The sequence below is a fragment of the Streptomyces sp. NBC_01445 genome, assembly GCF_035918235.1.
Taxonomy (GTDB): Bacteria; Actinomycetota; Actinomycetes; order Streptomycetales; family Streptomycetaceae; genus Streptomyces.
Genome location: NZ_CP109485.1, coordinates 9230009 through 9244660 on the forward strand (window position 1 = coordinate 9230009; position 14652 = coordinate 9244660).

14 protein-coding genes are annotated in these 14652 nt (G+C 70.5%); 7 read left to right on the plus strand and 7 right to left on the minus strand.

Translation table 11 applies throughout. The features are described from left to right. Positions 1-309 precede the first annotated feature (309 nt). A complete protein-coding gene (locus OG574_RS42075; protein WP_326777507.1) occupies positions 310-1269 on the plus strand; it encodes a nucleoside hydrolase in 960 nt (319 codons plus the stop codon). 66 nt (positions 1270-1335) lie between these two features. Here OG574_RS42075 and OG574_RS42080 read toward each other — a convergent pair whose 3' ends face one another. Continuing rightward, on the minus strand, positions 1336-2382 hold the full coding sequence (locus OG574_RS42080; RefSeq protein WP_442816948.1) for an NAD(P)/FAD-dependent oxidoreductase: 1047 nt from the start codon (positions 2380-2382) through the stop codon (positions 1336-1338). Positions 2383-2501: 119 nt separating this feature from the next. Between OG574_RS42080 and OG574_RS42085 the strand changes: the two genes are divergently transcribed. Beyond that, positions 2502-3095: a helix-turn-helix domain-containing protein gene (locus OG574_RS42085; RefSeq protein WP_100594595.1), complete on the plus strand. Its 594-nt coding sequence runs from the start codon at positions 2502-2504 to the stop codon at positions 3093-3095. Between the two features lie 4 nt (positions 3096-3099). On the opposite strand, the gene OG574_RS42090 is transcribed toward OG574_RS42085, so the two are convergent. Together OG574_RS42090 and OG574_RS42095 are read right to left on the minus strand one after the other, a co-directional pair. Beyond that, the gene (locus OG574_RS42090) at positions 3100-3633 is read right to left on the minus strand and encodes a GNAT family N-acetyltransferase (RefSeq protein ID WP_326777508.1); all 534 of its coding nucleotides are present in this window, start codon (positions 3631-3633) and stop codon (positions 3100-3102) included. Positions 3634-3996: 363 nt separating this feature from the next. Beyond that, positions 3997-5196: an RNA-guided endonuclease InsQ/TnpB family protein gene (locus tag OG574_RS42095; RefSeq protein WP_326777509.1), complete on the minus strand. Its 1200-nt coding sequence runs from the start codon at positions 5194-5196 to the stop codon at positions 3997-3999. A 152-nt stretch (positions 5197-5348) separates the two neighbouring features. Between OG574_RS42095 and OG574_RS42100 the strand changes: the two genes are divergently transcribed. Together OG574_RS42100 and hemC are read left to right on the plus strand one after the other, a co-directional pair. Next, positions 5349-6104: a hypothetical protein gene (locus tag OG574_RS42100; protein WP_326777510.1), complete on the plus strand. Its 756-nt coding sequence runs from the start codon at positions 5349-5351 to the stop codon at positions 6102-6104. Positions 6105-6147: 43 nt separating this feature from the next. Continuing rightward, positions 6148-7083 carry a hydroxymethylbilane synthase gene (gene hemC, locus OG574_RS42105; RefSeq protein ID WP_326777511.1) on the plus strand — a complete coding sequence of 312 codons (936 nt, stop codon included), beginning with the start codon at positions 6148-6150 and terminating at the stop codon, positions 7081-7083. Between the two features lie 12 nt (positions 7084-7095). Here the strand turns inward: hemC and OG574_RS42110 are convergent, their stop codons facing one another. Continuing rightward, positions 7096-8046, minus strand: coding sequence for an NAD-dependent epimerase/dehydratase family protein (locus tag OG574_RS42110; RefSeq protein ID WP_326777512.1), 951 nt, complete (start codon positions 8044-8046; stop codon positions 7096-7098). A gap of 181 nt (positions 8047-8227) precedes the next feature. Between OG574_RS42110 and OG574_RS42115 the strand changes: the two genes are divergently transcribed. After that, on the plus strand, positions 8228-8950 hold the full coding sequence (locus tag OG574_RS42115; RefSeq protein WP_326777513.1) for a TetR/AcrR family transcriptional regulator: 723 nt from the start codon (positions 8228-8230) through the stop codon (positions 8948-8950). A 3-nt stretch (positions 8951-8953) separates the two neighbouring features. Here the strand turns inward: OG574_RS42115 and OG574_RS42120 are convergent, their stop codons facing one another. Further along, entirely contained in the window at positions 8954-10105 is a 1152-nt protein-coding gene (locus OG574_RS42120; RefSeq protein WP_326777514.1) for a serine hydrolase domain-containing protein, read from the minus strand. A 173-nt stretch (positions 10106-10278) separates the two neighbouring features. Between OG574_RS42120 and OG574_RS42125 the strand changes: the two genes are divergently transcribed. Beyond that, positions 10279-10701, plus strand: a complete 423-nt coding sequence (locus tag OG574_RS42125) for a hypothetical protein (protein WP_326777515.1) — start codon at positions 10279-10281, stop codon at positions 10699-10701. 137 nt (positions 10702-10838) lie between these two features. After that, complete coding sequence (locus OG574_RS42130; RefSeq protein WP_326777516.1) at positions 10839-11618, plus strand: hypothetical protein; 780 nt, start codon at positions 10839-10841, stop codon at positions 11616-11618. A gap of 32 nt (positions 11619-11650) precedes the next feature. On the opposite strand, the gene OG574_RS42135 is transcribed toward OG574_RS42130, so the two are convergent. Together OG574_RS42135 and OG574_RS42140 are read right to left on the minus strand one after the other, a co-directional pair. Next, positions 11651-12127 (minus strand): (2Fe-2S)-binding protein, encoded by a 477-nt coding sequence (locus tag OG574_RS42135; RefSeq protein WP_100594586.1) that lies wholly within the window; start codon positions 12125-12127, stop codon positions 11651-11653. An 11-nt stretch (positions 12128-12138) separates the two neighbouring features. Then, a complete protein-coding gene (locus tag OG574_RS42140; protein WP_326777517.1) occupies positions 12139-14475 on the minus strand; it encodes a molybdopterin cofactor-binding domain-containing protein in 2337 nt (778 codons plus the stop codon). Positions 14476-14652 lie beyond the last annotated feature (177 nt).

Here is a 14652-nt window from a genome sequence, read left to right on the forward strand (position 1 = left end):
CGCGGTCTGGGTGAGGACGAGCAGCGGGGCTCCCGGGTCTGAACGGCGCCGCGTTCGGCATCGGCGCGGGCCTCGGTATCGGCATCGTCGCCCCGTACGCCGCCCGCGCCACGGCAGGCGGCTATGCCACCGCCCTGTGGATCTCGGTCGCCATCACCGTCCTCGCCCTCGGGACCAGCCTCTGCATCGCGGTGCCCCGCACCGACCACGAGTGACACCCCGACCTCTCCGAACACCGCACCGGCCACTCCTGACACCCTGGCCTCCCCGAACCCGAACCCGCACGTGCACAAGGAAGTCGAGAACCCCATGAACAACGCACCGCAGCCGCTCTACTTCGACTGCGACACCGGCATCGACGACTCGATGGCCCTGGCCTACCTCCTGGCCTCGCCCGAGATCTCCCTCGTCGGCATCGGCACGGTCAGCGGCAACGTCGACTCGACGCAGGCCGCCCGCAACACCCTCGCGCTCCTCGAACTGGCCGGACGGCCCGAGATACCCGTCGCCGTCGGCGAGCACGACCCGCTCGCCGGCACGTTCCCCGGCGGCGTCCCCCACATCCACGGCGTGAACGGCATCGGTGACATCGAAGTGGCCGACGCCCAGGCCGCCCCCGAGGCCGAGAGCGGCCCCGAGATGATCGTCCGCCTGGCCCGCGCCCACGAGGGCCGCCTGCGGCTCCTGACCACCGGCCCCCTCACGAACATCGCGGCCGCCCTCAAGCTCGACCCCGAACTCCCGTCCCTGGTACAGGACATCACCATCATGGGCGGCGCCGGACTCGTCTCCGGGAACGTCACGCCCGTCGCCGAGGCGAACATCTACAACGACCCCGAAGCGGCCAACGCGGTCCTCGATGCGCCGTGGGACATCACCCTCGTCCCCCTCGACGTGACCCTCTCGCACACCCTCGAGGAGTCGCACCGCACGCAGCTCCTGGAGTCGGAACGTCCCATGGCGCGCGCACTCGGCGAGATGCTCGACGTCTACTTCGCCTTCTACGTCCAGACGTTCGGCCGCCCCTGCTGCGCCGCGCACGACCCGCTGGCCGCCGCCGTCGCCACCGGCGGCGTCGTGGCGAGCCTCGCCCCCCGCGTGCACGTGACCGTGGACGACACCGACGGACCCGGCCGCGGCCAGACCATCTGCGACCTGCGCGGCGCCCACCAGGGCTTCCCGGACCAGCCCGGCGCCCGCTGCCGCGTCGTCCTCGCCGCGGACACCGACGTGGCCGCCCATCTGACCGAGCGCATGCTCGCACTCTGACCAGGACGACGGGACGTGGGCCGCACCGCGCGGCTCAGGGCGTCACGGCTCGGGAGGGCCTCCGCGTCACAGGCCGTGACGCCGGCTGCCGAGTACCCGCTCGCACACCTGGCGTTCGGCCTCCGGTGAGAACCCGGAGAAGTCGGCGCGCCGCGCCTCGACGGCGGCACGGGTCTCCTCCGCCATCAGATCGGCATTGATGGCCGCGGCCGCGCGCAGTCCCGCGGCGGCCGAGCCGATGACCTGCTCGGTCAGCTCGGTGACGTTGCCCGCCGCCCACACCCCGGGAACCGCCGTCTGGCCGGTGGGACCGGCGGGGATGCGCGTGCCGATGACCATGCCGTTCATCTCCTGCTCGGACGGTTCGAGCCCCAACGAGCCGAGGAAGCCGGCGCGCGCGGTGAACCGGGGCGCGACCACCAGGGCCTGGACCGGCACGAGCGTGCCGCGCTCCAGGCGGGCTCCGGCCAGCCGGCCGTTCTCGCTCTCCAGCGCGGCCACCGTGCCGTCGACCACGCTGATCCCGCGGGCGGCGAGCTGTTCGTACTCCTCGTCGGTCGGCTCGGGCGCGGTGTGCAGGAAGAGGGTGACGCTCTTGCTCCACTGCCGCCACATCAGGGCCTGGTGCACCGCGGCCGGTCCCGTACCGAGGACGCCGACCGCCTGGTCGCGGACCTCCCAGCCGTGGCAGTAAGGGCAGTGCAGGACGTCAGAACCCCACAGTCCGGCAAGGCCCGGCACCTGCGGCAGCTCGTCCGCCAGGCCCGTCGTGACCAGGATCCGGGCGGCGCACACGGCGCCGCCGTCGTCGAGCACGACCCGGAACCCGTCGCCGTCCCGCTCGGCCGTGACGACGCGGCCCGCCACGATCTCCCCGCCGTACCGGCGGACCTCGTCGCGGCCGGTGGACACGAGCTCGCCGGGAGGTGTGCCCTCGCGGCCCAGGTAGTTGTGCACGCCGTCGGCCGGGGCGTTGCGCGGCTCGCCCGCGTCGATCACGAGGACCGACCGGCGCGCCCGCCCCAGAGTCAAGGCCCCGCTCAGCCCGGCGGCGCCACCGCCGATCACCACGACGTCGTAGCGCCGCTCGTCACGCGAAGGGTGAACGCTCATCATCGGCTCCATCTGCTTGCCCAGCTGATTGCTCATGGGATTGCCTCCGTTCGTTACCGAGCCTGCGCCGGTCCTGTCCCGGTTGACAAAGTTCTTTGCCGTAAGAGCAAAATCGAGGCATGAGCGACGACGAGTTCACCCCGGTCCTGGCCGGCGTGGGGCCTCGGCTGCGGGCCCTGCGGAACGAGCGCGGCACGACCCTGGCCCGGCTGAGCGAGCAGACCGGCATCTCGCTGAGCACCCTCTCGCGCCTGGAGTCCGGGCAGCGCAAGCCCACGCTGGAACTGCTGCTGCCGCTGGCCAAGGCCCACCATGTGGCGCTCGACGAGCTGGTCGGCGCACCCGACACGGGCGACCCGCGGATCCACCCCCGCCCCATCACCCGCAACGGCCACACCTACATCCCGCTGACCCGGCACCTGGGCGGCCTGCACGCCTACAAACAGATCATGCCGGTGCGCGAACTCGGCGAGGGGGTGCGGCCCGAGCAGAACACGCACGAGGGCTACGAGTGGCTCTACGTGCTCACCGGCCGCCTGCACCTGGCCCTTGGTGAGTACGACCTCATCCTCACGGCCGGTGAGGCCGCCGAATTCGACACACGCACCCCGCACGGCTTCGCCAACGCCGGCACGTACCCGGTCGAGTTCCTCTCCCTGTTCGGCCCCCAGGGCGAACGGCTCCACGTGCGGGCACGGCCCAGCGAGGGATGAGCTCCTACGCCGGCTTCGCGTCGTCCGCGGCGAACCGGGCGTAGTACACCAACACCGGCCGCAGGCCCCGGCGTTCGTAGAGGCGCTGCGCCCCCGTGTTCGCGGCCAGCGTGCCGATGAGCAGGTCGGTGACGCCCATGCGGTCCAGTTCGGCGTCGACCAGGTCGAGCAGGAGGGTGCCGATGCCGTGGCCGCGCTCGGCCGGCAGGACGGACAGCGTCTGGAGCTCGGCGATGCGGGTGCCGGTCACCCAGGTGTCGTCCGGGCCTTCCTCGATCTGTACGAAGGCGTACCCGACGGGCTGCCCGTCCCGTTCGGCGAGCAGCACGAACGAGCCCTCGTCGAGGATCCAGCGCCGGTAGCAGCCGCGGCGCAGCTCCCAGGAGTCCTCGTCGGGGAAGTAGGTGAACCCGGGCTGCACGGACTGGTGATGGGCGTGCAGCGCGAGCCAGAGGGGAGCGAGGCGGTCAATGAGCTCGGCCCCTCCCTTACGGACCGTGAGGTCGCCGTCGGTGTGCCGGGCCTGGCTCGTGTCCACGGACTTCTCGCCTTTCGTGTGCCGGTACGGGGCGTGCGGGACCGCCTTGCCGATGTGAGCGGTTACTACCCGTCAAATCGGCGCCGCCATAGTAAAAGACAGAAACATTCCGAGCCCTCTTGCGAGCGGACAGCAAACGCTTACATGCTGTCGCGCAGTCCGCAGTCCGCAGTCCGCAGTCCGCAGTCCGCAGTCCGCAGTCCGCAGTCCGCAGTCCGCAGTCCGCAGTCCGCAGTCCGCAGTCCGCAGTCCGCAGTCCGCAGTCCGCAGTCCGCAGTCCGCAGTCCGCAGTCCGCAGTCCGCAGTCCGACGACGAGTACGAGGAGAGACGTTGACGCTCCCCTCCCTGAAGGGAGGGGATTCTTACGGCTCGCGCCGTGAGATTTCCTGTTTCATCGCCGACTGCCCGCCCGGAGAACTCCGTTGAGGTCTTACACCAGCTCCGCAGGCTGCAACCGCCCGTCCGGCGGCCAGAAGGTTCTTCGCCGCGTTCACGTCCCGGTCATGGGTCGTGCCGCAGCTGTCGCACGTCCATGTGCGAACGTGCAGAGGCATCTTGTCCTGCAAGGCACCGCAGGTGGAGCACAGCTTGGACGAGGGGAAGAACCGGTCGACGGTGATCACCTCACGCCCGTACCAGGCGGCTTTGTACTCCAGCATGCTACGGAACTGAGACCATGCGGCATCGCTGATGGCGCGGGCCAGTTTCCGGTTCTTGACCATGTTGCGCACGGTCAGATCCTCGATCACGAGCGTTTGGTTCTCACGCACGAGACGAGTAGTGATCTTGTGGAGCGCGTCACGCCTGCGGTCGGCGATCCGCGCATGGATCCTGGCGACCTTGCGCCGGGCCTTGGCCCGGTTGGCGCCGTCGCCCTTGGCCTTCTTCGCCAGCCTGCGCTGAGCTTTCGCAAGTGCGACCCGGTCGCGCCGCTCGTGCCTCGCGTTGGCGATCTTCTCGCCCGTCGAGAGGGTCAGGAGGTGGTCGAGACCGGCATCGATGCCGACCGCGGCATCCTTGGTGGGCAGGTGCTTGACGCTGGGGTCCTCGCACAGCAGGGAGACGAACCAGCGCCCGGCCGCGTCCTGACTGACGGTCACGGTAGAGGGGCTACTGCCCTCGGGCAGGGGCCGGGACCACACCATGTTCAGCGGTTCGGACATCTTCGCGAGCCGCAACTCACCGTCCCGGAAACGGAATGCCGAGGTGGTGTACTCGGCGGACTTCCGCGACTTCTTCCGGCTCTTGAAGCGCGGATACTTGGCCCGCTTGCCGAAGAAGTGGGTGAACGCTCCTTGCAGGTGCCGCAGCGCCTGCTGGAGCGGGACCGAGGAGACCTCGTTCAGGTAGGCCAGTTCCTCGGTTTTCTTCCACGCTGTCAGCATCGCGGAGGTCTGGTTGTAGTTGACCCGCTCCTGCCGCGCCCACGCCTCGGTCCGGGCGGCGAGCGCCATGTTGTAGACCTTGCGCACGCATCCGAACGTGCGCGACAGCTCCGCTGCCTGCGCATCCGTCGGATAGAAGCGGTACTTGAACGCCCGCTTCACATGGCTCGTAGTCACGCTCACAAACTAGCGTCACCACACGTGAAGTTCCAACCTGCGGGTCAGAGCACTGTGATCCGCCCTGGCGGCGAATCCCAGCCCGCGGCACTGCTCCGCAGGAGTCCGATTCCTCTCCGCCCTGAAGGGCGGGGTATCCACGGAGGTATCCGATGAAGCCGCTACGTCTGGCCACAGCCGCCGGAGCCGCCGTACTGCTCACGTTGGGTGCGGCGGGCGAGAGTTGGGCCTCGACGCCCACCGTCCGCTGGACGACGGGCGCACCGACGCCCGTCACCGAGCTGACCCTGCCGATGTCGTTCGAGTCAGCCCCCGACGCGTCCGGCATCTACTTCGCGTACTACACGACCCTGGAGAGCGGGACCCGGCCGTACGCGGGCTTCCAGCCGAAGCCGGCCGTCGACGGAAAGCCCACCCTCCAGGCCATCTTCAGCTCCTTCAACCCCAACGCCACCACCACGGACAGCCACTGCAAGTACGGCGCCGACGGCGGCGCGGGCGTCAGCTGCGCCGTCCAATTCCCTTACACGAAGGGCACGATGTATGCCGTCAAGCTCTCACGGGTGAGCGACGACGGTACGACGCAGCTGATGAACGGTGAGGTCGTCAACACCGAGACCGGTGCCGACGTGGCGCACATCGGCAGTTTCAGGCTCCCCGTCGCGTCCGGCCGGTTCAAGTCCGCCGACCAGGGGTTCATCGAGCCGTATCTGACGGCGGGCTGCTCGCAGCAGGTGACCGTCACCTATGGCAGACCTGTCGGGACGGAGGGCGGGAACAAGTACACCGGAAACCTCCCCACCGTCACCGATCCCGCGTCCGGCAGTTGCCTGAGCAGCACGTCGTCCGACACGCCGGTCGGCCGGAAGGTCACCGTGACGGGCGACCAGTTCACGGCCGGTGGCTGAACACGCGTCGGACGGGCGGGCGTGACCCTCTATCGTGGAGGCCATGTCCGCCCCTGAACTGATCCGCATCGTCTCCCGCGACTCGCCCATGGCACTGGCCCAGGTGGAGCGCGTACGTGCCGAACTGGCCGCCCTGCACCCGGGAATCCGCACTTCGGTCGTCCCCGTCAAGACGACCGGCGACAAGTGGATGGGTGACCTGTCCGTGGTCGAGGGGAAGGGGGCGTTCACCAAGGAGGTCGACGCCGCGCTGCTCGCCGGTGAGGCCGACCTCGCGGTGCACTGCGTCAAGGATGTGCCCGCCGACCGGCCCCTGCCCGCGGGAACGGTGTTCGCCGCGTTCCTCAAGCGGGACGACATCCGGGACGCCCTCATCCATCCGGACGGCCTGACGCTCGACAAACTCCCGTCCGGTACGCGGATCGGCACCTCGTCCGTGCGCCGCATCGCCCAGGTCTCCGCCGCGTACCCGCACCTCGAGTGCGTGCCGATGCGAGGCAACGCGAACCGGCGCCTGGAGAAGCTCGCGGCGGGCGACGCCGACGCGCTCCTCCTGGCCGCCGCCGGCCTCGAACGCATCGGGCGTACGGACGTGATCACAGAGGTCCTGTCGCCCGAGGTCATGTGCCCGCCGATCGGCGCAGGGATCCTGGCTCTTCAGTGCCGTGAGGGCGACACCGACCTGATCGACACGATCTCCGGGCTCGGTGACCCCGACGCCCACCGCGAGGCGAGTGCGGAGCGCATGTTCCTCCACGTCCTCCAGGGGCACTGCAACAGCCCGATCGCCGGGTTCGCCAGGGCGGAGCGCAGCGGTGATCTGTCGCTGCGGGCCTGCGTGTTCACCCCGGACGGGAAGACCGTGCTCAACGCTCACGAGTGGGCCGGCCCTCTCGACCCCGCGACCCTCGGAACCTCGGTCGCCGTGGCCCTGCTGCGGCAGGGAGCGCGTGAGCTGATCGACTCGATCTCGCACTGAACGGCAGGCCCGTCACTGCGCGGCGAGCCACTCGCTGTACCACGCGAGGGTGCGGTCCAGGACCTCGCCGAGCGGTGTGGGGTGCACACCGAAGGCCGCTTCGAAAGCGGCGGAGTCGACGATCTGCGGCTCGGTGTGCTGGTAGAACATCTCGGCGTACTCGGCCATGAAGACCTCGTCGAAGGGGCCGAAGGGGCGGGCCTCGTCGAGGATCGTCGCGCTGAGCGGGCGTCCGACGCGCGCCTCGATCAAGCGGTGGATCTCGCGGGTGCTGACCGCCGGCGCGGTCGGCAGGTGCCATACGCGCCCGTCGCCGTCGGTCCGCTCGCCGAGCGTCGCGAGCCCCGAGGCGACATCGCCGATGTACGTGTAGCTGTGCGGCAGGTCGATGTCGCCGAGGCCGAGAACCTCGCCGCTGGTCAGCGCGCCCGGGAAGACGGTGGCGCCGAGCGAGGAGTTGATGACGCCCGGGCCGACGAAGTCCGCCGAGCGGGCGAGCGCCACCCTGACCCGGCCCTCCTGGTGGGCCGCGAGGTACTCCCCGTCGAGCTCGGCCCGCATCCGCCCCTTGCGTGACGTCGCGTTCCACGGGGTGCTCTCGGTCATCACCTCGCCTTTGGTCTCCCCGTAGGGGTAGAGGGTGTCGAGGACGACGAGCCGCGCGCCCGTCTCCTGTACGGCGCCCAGGATCGCCTTCGTGATGCGGGGCATCACCTCGACCTGGAGGTGATAGCCGACGTTGACGCAGTGGTGGACGACGTCGGCTCCCGTGACAGCGACCCGCGCGCCTTCGAGGGTGCTCACGTCGGCCGCGAACCGCTCCACCCCGTCGAGGGCGGGGCCGTCACCCTTGCGGTCGACGAGCCGCACGGCGTGGCCTCGGCCGGCCAGCTCCTGGGCGAGCGCGGTCCCTGCGGGGCCCGAGCCGAGAACGGTGTGGGATCCGTGTGCGGTGGCAGTCATGATGCTTTCCTCTCAGCGGGTGATTGTGTATTGCTTTAGTTAGAGACCGTAACTGAAGTGTTGGTGTGTGGCAAGGTCCTGGGTGGCCTGCCGTCGTTATGCTCCGGAACTGTCGTTAGGCTGAGTCACGCAGTTGATTCGTCCAGCGGTCAGCCGTCAGTAGTTCAGAGGAGCAGCCACCGTGGCCGAGGCCGCCCGGACCCCCAGGGCCCGCTACCGCGAGCAGACGCGCGCGGAGATCAAGGACATCGCCCTCGCGCAGCTCGCCGAGGGCGGCACTGCGGCCGTGGCCCTGACCCGGATCGCCAAGCAGGTCGGTCTGTCGGGCCCGGCCCTGTACCGCTACTTCGACAGCCGGGACGCGCTCCTGACCGAGCTGATCCGCGACGCGTACGCCGACCTCGCCGCCGCTGTCACCGCGGTCGCCGGGACCTGGCCCGCGAAGGCGCCCACGGCCCGCGCCCGGCTGCACGGGCTCGCGGACGCCTGCCGCTCCTGGGCGACCGAGCAGCCGCACCGCTACCTGCTGATCCAGGGCACGCCCGTGCCCGGGTACACGGCCCCGGCCGACACGCTCGACAGCGCCCGCGCCGTACTCGGCCCGTTCCTCACCGCGTTCGAGGGGGCGCGCGCCTCGGAGGCGGCTCAGTCGCTCGTCGAGGAGATGACGGCATGGGCCGGCCGGGACACCTCGGTCGCCGAGTGGGTGCAGCAGCATGCCGGCGAGTCCACGCACGGCGAGGAGGCGGGCACCGCCCTCGCCGGGGCGGTGCTCGCCTGGTCCCACCTTCATGGAGCGATCAGCCTTGAGGTGTCCGGTCAGTTCGCGGGGATGGGCCACGGTGGCGGCACGCTGCTCGCGGCCCAGATCGACATGCTGGCCGACGCGTTCGGTCTCGCCTGACGGTCAGGCGGTCTCGGCGGCCACGTACCGCCAGAAGTCGCGCATCAGCGCGGGATGGGTGGGGCCTGTCATTTCCACCTGCGTGAGCAGGATGCTGACCGCGCCCGTGGACGGGACGAGATACGCCGCCGTTCCGGTGCCGCCGACCCAGCCGTAGCGGCCCATGACGTTCCACGGATTGTCGGGCGCCACGTCGACCGAGCCGCCGAAGCCCCAGCCCTGCCCCTCCGTGAACAGGCCGCTGGCTTCGCGCTGAGCGGCCGTCAGGTGATTTGTCGTCATCTGCCGTACCGCGTCGGCCGACAGGAGACGCCTGCCGCCCGCGACCCCTTCCGCGAGCAGCATCCTGGCGAAGGCGTGCCAGTCGTCGACGGTCGAGACGAGCCCGCCCGCGCCGGACGGGAACTCGGGCAGGCTGCTCCACTGCCCGTCGGGAGCGTCCGCGAGTTCGAGGCCGCCCTCCGGGCGCGGGCGGTAGGACGTGGTGAACCGGTCGAGCTTGCCGGCCGGCACCTCGAATCCGGTGTCGGTCATCCCGAGCGGCTCGAAGACGCGCTCAGCCAGGAAGTCCGGCAGCGTGCTCCCCGTCACCCGGGAGATCAGCACTCCCTGGATGTCCGAGCACGTGTTGTACAGCCACGCCTCACCCGGCTGGTTGAGCAGCGGGATGCGGGCGAGGTGCGCCATCCACTCGTCGGGCGGCGGGACGAGCTGAGGGGAGAGGCCGTTCTTCTGCAGCCCGAACAGCGACTGCACCGCCGGCAGCGAGAAGTCGGACGGGAAGCCCCAGCCCGCGCGGAACGTCAGGAGATCGGCCACCGTGATCGGCCGGGCCGCGGGGACCACGTCGTCGACCGGAGCGTCCGGCGCAGAGACCACCACCGGTTTCGCGATCTCGGGAAGCCACTGGTCGACCGGGTCGTTCAGCGCGATCCGCCCCTCGTCGACCAGCATCATCACGGCCGCGGCGACCATGGGCTTGGTGATCGAGGCGATGCGGAAGATCGAGTCCCGGGCCATCGGAGTACTGCCTCCGAGGGCGGCCGAACCGGCGGTCTCCACCTCGACCCGGTCACCACGGGCCACCAGCGCCACCGCCCCCGGCAGCGAACCGTCGCGGACGTGCGGCGCGAAAATGTCCTGCAAGCTGGTCATCGATCCACCTTCTCGAGTGTGGGGTCGAAGGGGAGACTCCCCACGCGGCGCGGATTCATCGGCCGGGGCGCCGCCGGCTTACCCGAAAGGCGGCGGGGAGGAGGCCGGATGACCCAAGAGGCGACAGGGATGAGGCCCTGGCGGTTCATGGTCCGGTTCGGCACGGTCAGCTCATGGTCCGGTTCGGCACGGTCAGCCTCCTCGCCGACTTCGCCTACGAGGGCGCCCGTTCGGTCACCGGCCCCCTCCTCGCCTTGCTCGGCGCGTCCGCGGCCGTCGTCGGCGCCGTGACAGGAGGGGTGCTGATCGTCCTGCCGGTCCTCTCGGCTGCGGTGCCCGCGCTCGCGTTCACCGACTCCCTCGCCCCGGTCGTGCTCGGCGCTCTGGTGTGGGGTGCGGCGACCGGTGTGCAGGAGGCCACTCTGCGAGCAGTCGTGGCCGATCTCGTCGCGCCGGGCCGCAGGGGACGGCGTCTTCGCCGCGGTCGTGGGTGTGGCCGCGTTGGATGGAGATGTCGTGGAGCGCCCTGTGAGCGCCCCTCCGGCGCGGCCGTACTCCTGCCGGCCGTCACCGGCGTCAGGCTCTGCCGCCCGTGACCGCCCCGCCAACACGCCGACGTTGTCGGCCAGTTGGGGCTGAACGCCGGTCGCGGACCCCCGATCCGCGACGCGCGAGGTCCGGATTCGGCCGCACGTCTCGGCGGGCGGAGGGAGTTGCGCATAGGCTTCGCGCCATGCTGCGCCTCGTCGATGCCTGCTCGGGCCTTCCTGTCGCTCCGGTGATGCACCGGAGCGTGGTGCGCATCGGCGTGCCCGTAGCCCTCCCCGAGGGCGGCGAGGCGCTTTCCGACGTACGGGCGATGCTCGTCGCCGACGTCCTGACCCGCGTACTGGAGCTGTCCGGAACCATCGCGTACACAGGGCTGATCTGCCCGGACGGGGCCGACGCGCGGCGCGCGGCGCTCCAGGCGCGGGCCGCCGACCTCGGCATGCACCCGGCCGCCGCGCACGGGGACGAGCGGGGTGTGGAGAGCGAGCTGGGCGGTCCGTTCGCCGTCCGTGTGGGACCGAATGAGGACGCGGCGAACGGGGACGTCATCCGGCTCGCCGTCGGCGACGCCCACGCCGCCGACGGTGTCGCGGACCGAGCCGACGACCCGTTGGCCCTGCGCCTCGCGCTCCTGACCGAGCCGCGCACGGAGCCCTTGCGCCTCGCACCCGCGTCGGTGTCCGCCGCCCATCACACGCTTCTGCGGTGGCGGCACGCGGTGGCCACCTGGGCGGACAGCCCGTCCCGTCCCATGCCGGGACCCGCCCGCGACAGCATTCGCGACTGCCTCGAGGACGACCTCGACCTGCCCGGGGTGCTGCGCACGCTGCACCGCCTGGAGCACTCCGGGGACGCTCCGGCCGGAGCGCTCTTCGAGACCTTCGCCTATGTGGACCGGGTACTCGGCCTGGATCTCGTACGCGACGTCGGCAGAGGACCCGCACCTCCCCGGCCGCTGACCTAGGACCTTTCGCCGGGGCGGCGCACGACGGGCGTTCACATGTTCTTCGCGCCCGTCCTGATGGCCTCGCGGATACGCGTGTACGTGCCGCAGCGGCAGATGTTGCGGATCTCGTCGAGGTCCGCGTCGGTGATGTCGCGGCCGGCCTCCGCCGCGCGCCGGACCTTGGCGACGGCCGTCATGATCTGGCCCGGCTGGCAGTACCCGCACTGCGCGACATCGAGGTCGAGCCAGGCCTCCTGCATCGGGTGGAGGTCCTTGCCCACCGTGGCGGGCAGACCCTCGATGGTGGTGACCTCGTCCTCGGGGCCGATCTTGGACACCGGCACCGAACACGGGTTGAACGCCTTGCCGTTGATGTGCGACGTACAGGCCTGGCACACGCCGAGGCCGCAGCCGTACTTGGGTCCCGTGACGCCGAGCAGGTCGCGCAGGACCCACAGCAGCCGTACGTCGTCCTCGGCCTCGACCGTGATCTGCTCGCCGTTGAGCTTGAAGGTGTGACTGGGCATGGCGGGGCTCCTCAGAAGGCGCGGTCGAGACCGTCGGTGGGGGACTGGGGCGTGGACGGTTCGAGGGGCAGCGGGTCGAAGGAGAGGGTGGCGTGGTTGATCGGGAAGCTCGTCGGCAGGGTGCCCGTGGCGCGCGCGTAGGCACAGGCGATGGCGGCGAACGCGGGCGCGACACCCAGCTCGCCCGCCCCTGAGGGTTTGTCACCGGTGGACGGCATGACGATGACCCGCAGTTCGGGCGGGGTGTTCCACTGCCGCGTGTAGAAGTAGTGGTCCCAGCTGCCCTCCAGCGGGATGCCGTCCTTGATGTGCAGGCTGGAGGTGAGGGCCATCGCGAGCGCGTCGTTCATCCCGCCCATCATCTGGGCTTCCAGACCACGGGGGTTGATGGCGAATCCGGCGTCGACGACCATCAGGGCGCGGGTCACGCGCGGGCCGGTGACACCGTCCCTGACCTTGCGGTTCACCGTCTCGGGCCGGCAGTCGATCTCGACGAGCGAGGCGACCGCGCCGCGGTACTCCGTGTGCAGGGCGATCCCCTGTGCGACACCTGCGGGCAGCGACCTGCCCCACTCCCCGGCCTCGGCCGCCCTGTCGAGGACGGCGCGCAGCCGCTTCTCCTTGAGGAACTCGCGGCGGAAGGCGACGGGATCCTTGCCCATTTTCGCGGCCAGTTGGTCGACGACGAGCTCGCGCGCGCAAGCCACGTTGGGCGAGTAGATGTTGCGCATGCTGCCGGTGTTGAACTTCAGCGGCACCTCGTTGAGGAGCTGCGTGGTGACACCGAAGTTGTACGGCGTGGACTGGGTCAGCTGGAAGATGGTCTCGGCGAACGTGAGGTTGCCGGCCACGGGCAGCTTCGCCGCCGTCGACGTGATCATCTCTCCGAGCCCGTGCCCGAAGTCGGTCTGCGAACTGGTGTGACGCTGCTCGTAGCTGACGACGTTGCCGAGCGCGTAGGTGGCGCGCACGCGCGAGACACACATCGGATGGGTCCTGCCCTGCCGGAAGTTGTCGGTCCGTGACCACGACAGCTTGACCGGCTTGCCCATCTTCTGCGAGATCTCCGCGGCCTCGGCGGCCACGTCGTGGAAGAGATGCCGCCCGAACGAACCGCCGCCCTCCACCACATGCACCGTGACAGCCGTCTGCGGCAGCCCGAGCCGGTCGGCGATGTCGCGCTGCGCCACGATCGGAACCTTGAGGCTCGCCCAGATCTCGGCGCGGCCGGAGCGCACGTCGGCGATCGCGTTGTCCGGCTCCAGCGGGCTGTTGCTGGCGAACGCGAAGGTGAACTCGGCGTCGATCTTCTTGGTGAGGAGCGGCGGTACGACCATGGGCAGCGCCGCGGCCCTGAGCTTGGCGAGGACGGTGTCGTCCGACTCCTTGTCCACGGTGCCGGGGCCCCAGGTCACGTCGAGCGCCCGCAGCGCGTCGATGCACTGGCCGAAGGTCTCGCCGCGAACCGCGACACCGTGCTCGACGGTCGCGACATCGGTGATGCCCGGCATGTTCCTGACGGCGTCGGCGTTCGCGACGGACACCACCGTGCCGTTGACCGTGGGCGGCCTGCGCACCATCGTCGGCTTGGCGTCGGGCACGTGCAGATCCATGCCGAACTTCTTGGCGCCGGTCACGATGTCGCGTGCGTCGATACGGTTCTGCGGCGTGCCCAGGATCGTGAAGTCGGACGTGGACTTGAGGTGGGCGGAGGCGGTGACGGTGCGCGCGGTGGCGGCCGCCTCGGCGAGCGAGCCGTAGGTCGCGCTCTTCGTGGCGCCGTGCGTGATCACGCCGTCCCGCGTGGCCAGTTCGGACTCCGGTACGCCCCACTGCTCTGCGGCCGTGGCGACGAGCCGCTGCCTGGCGACGGCCGCGGCGGAGCGGACGGGGAGGTAGATGCTGCGCATCGAGTTGGAGCCGCCGGTCAGCTGGTTCATCAGGAGTTCCGGGCGTGCGTCGGCCAGGGACACCCGTACCTTCGCCAGCGGGAGGTCCATCTCCTCGGCGATCATCATGGCGACCGCCGTCGTCATGCCCTGGCCCACCTCGGCGCGCGGAACCGCGAACGACGCCGTCCCGTCGGAGTGCACCTGGACGGAGATCAGACCGGACGTGGGCGCCGCCGCCAGGGTCTGCATGTCACCGAGGTCGAAGAGCTCCTCAGGCTGCGGCACGGAAGGCACCGCGGCTTCTGCGGACTCACTGCCGGCGGCATCCAGGCCGATGCGCGCACCGACCGCCAGCGTCGGCGCGGCGAGCAGATAGGCGAGCACCCGCCGCCGTCCGGGACCGCCACGACCATCGGGTTGAGCGGGTTCACGTGGCGAACGGCTCTGTTCTGCCATGGGGTGCCTCCCGGCGCACGGATTGAGTTGATCAACCGGGGAGCCTAGGGCGCGGGAGGCGGACGGTGTATACGGTGCGGGGAAGCTCCACATGACTGCCACACACTCGCGTATGCGGGGGCAGATGAGGATCACAGCTCGCGGCTGCGAGAGGGGCGGGGCGCCGAGACCCGCCCC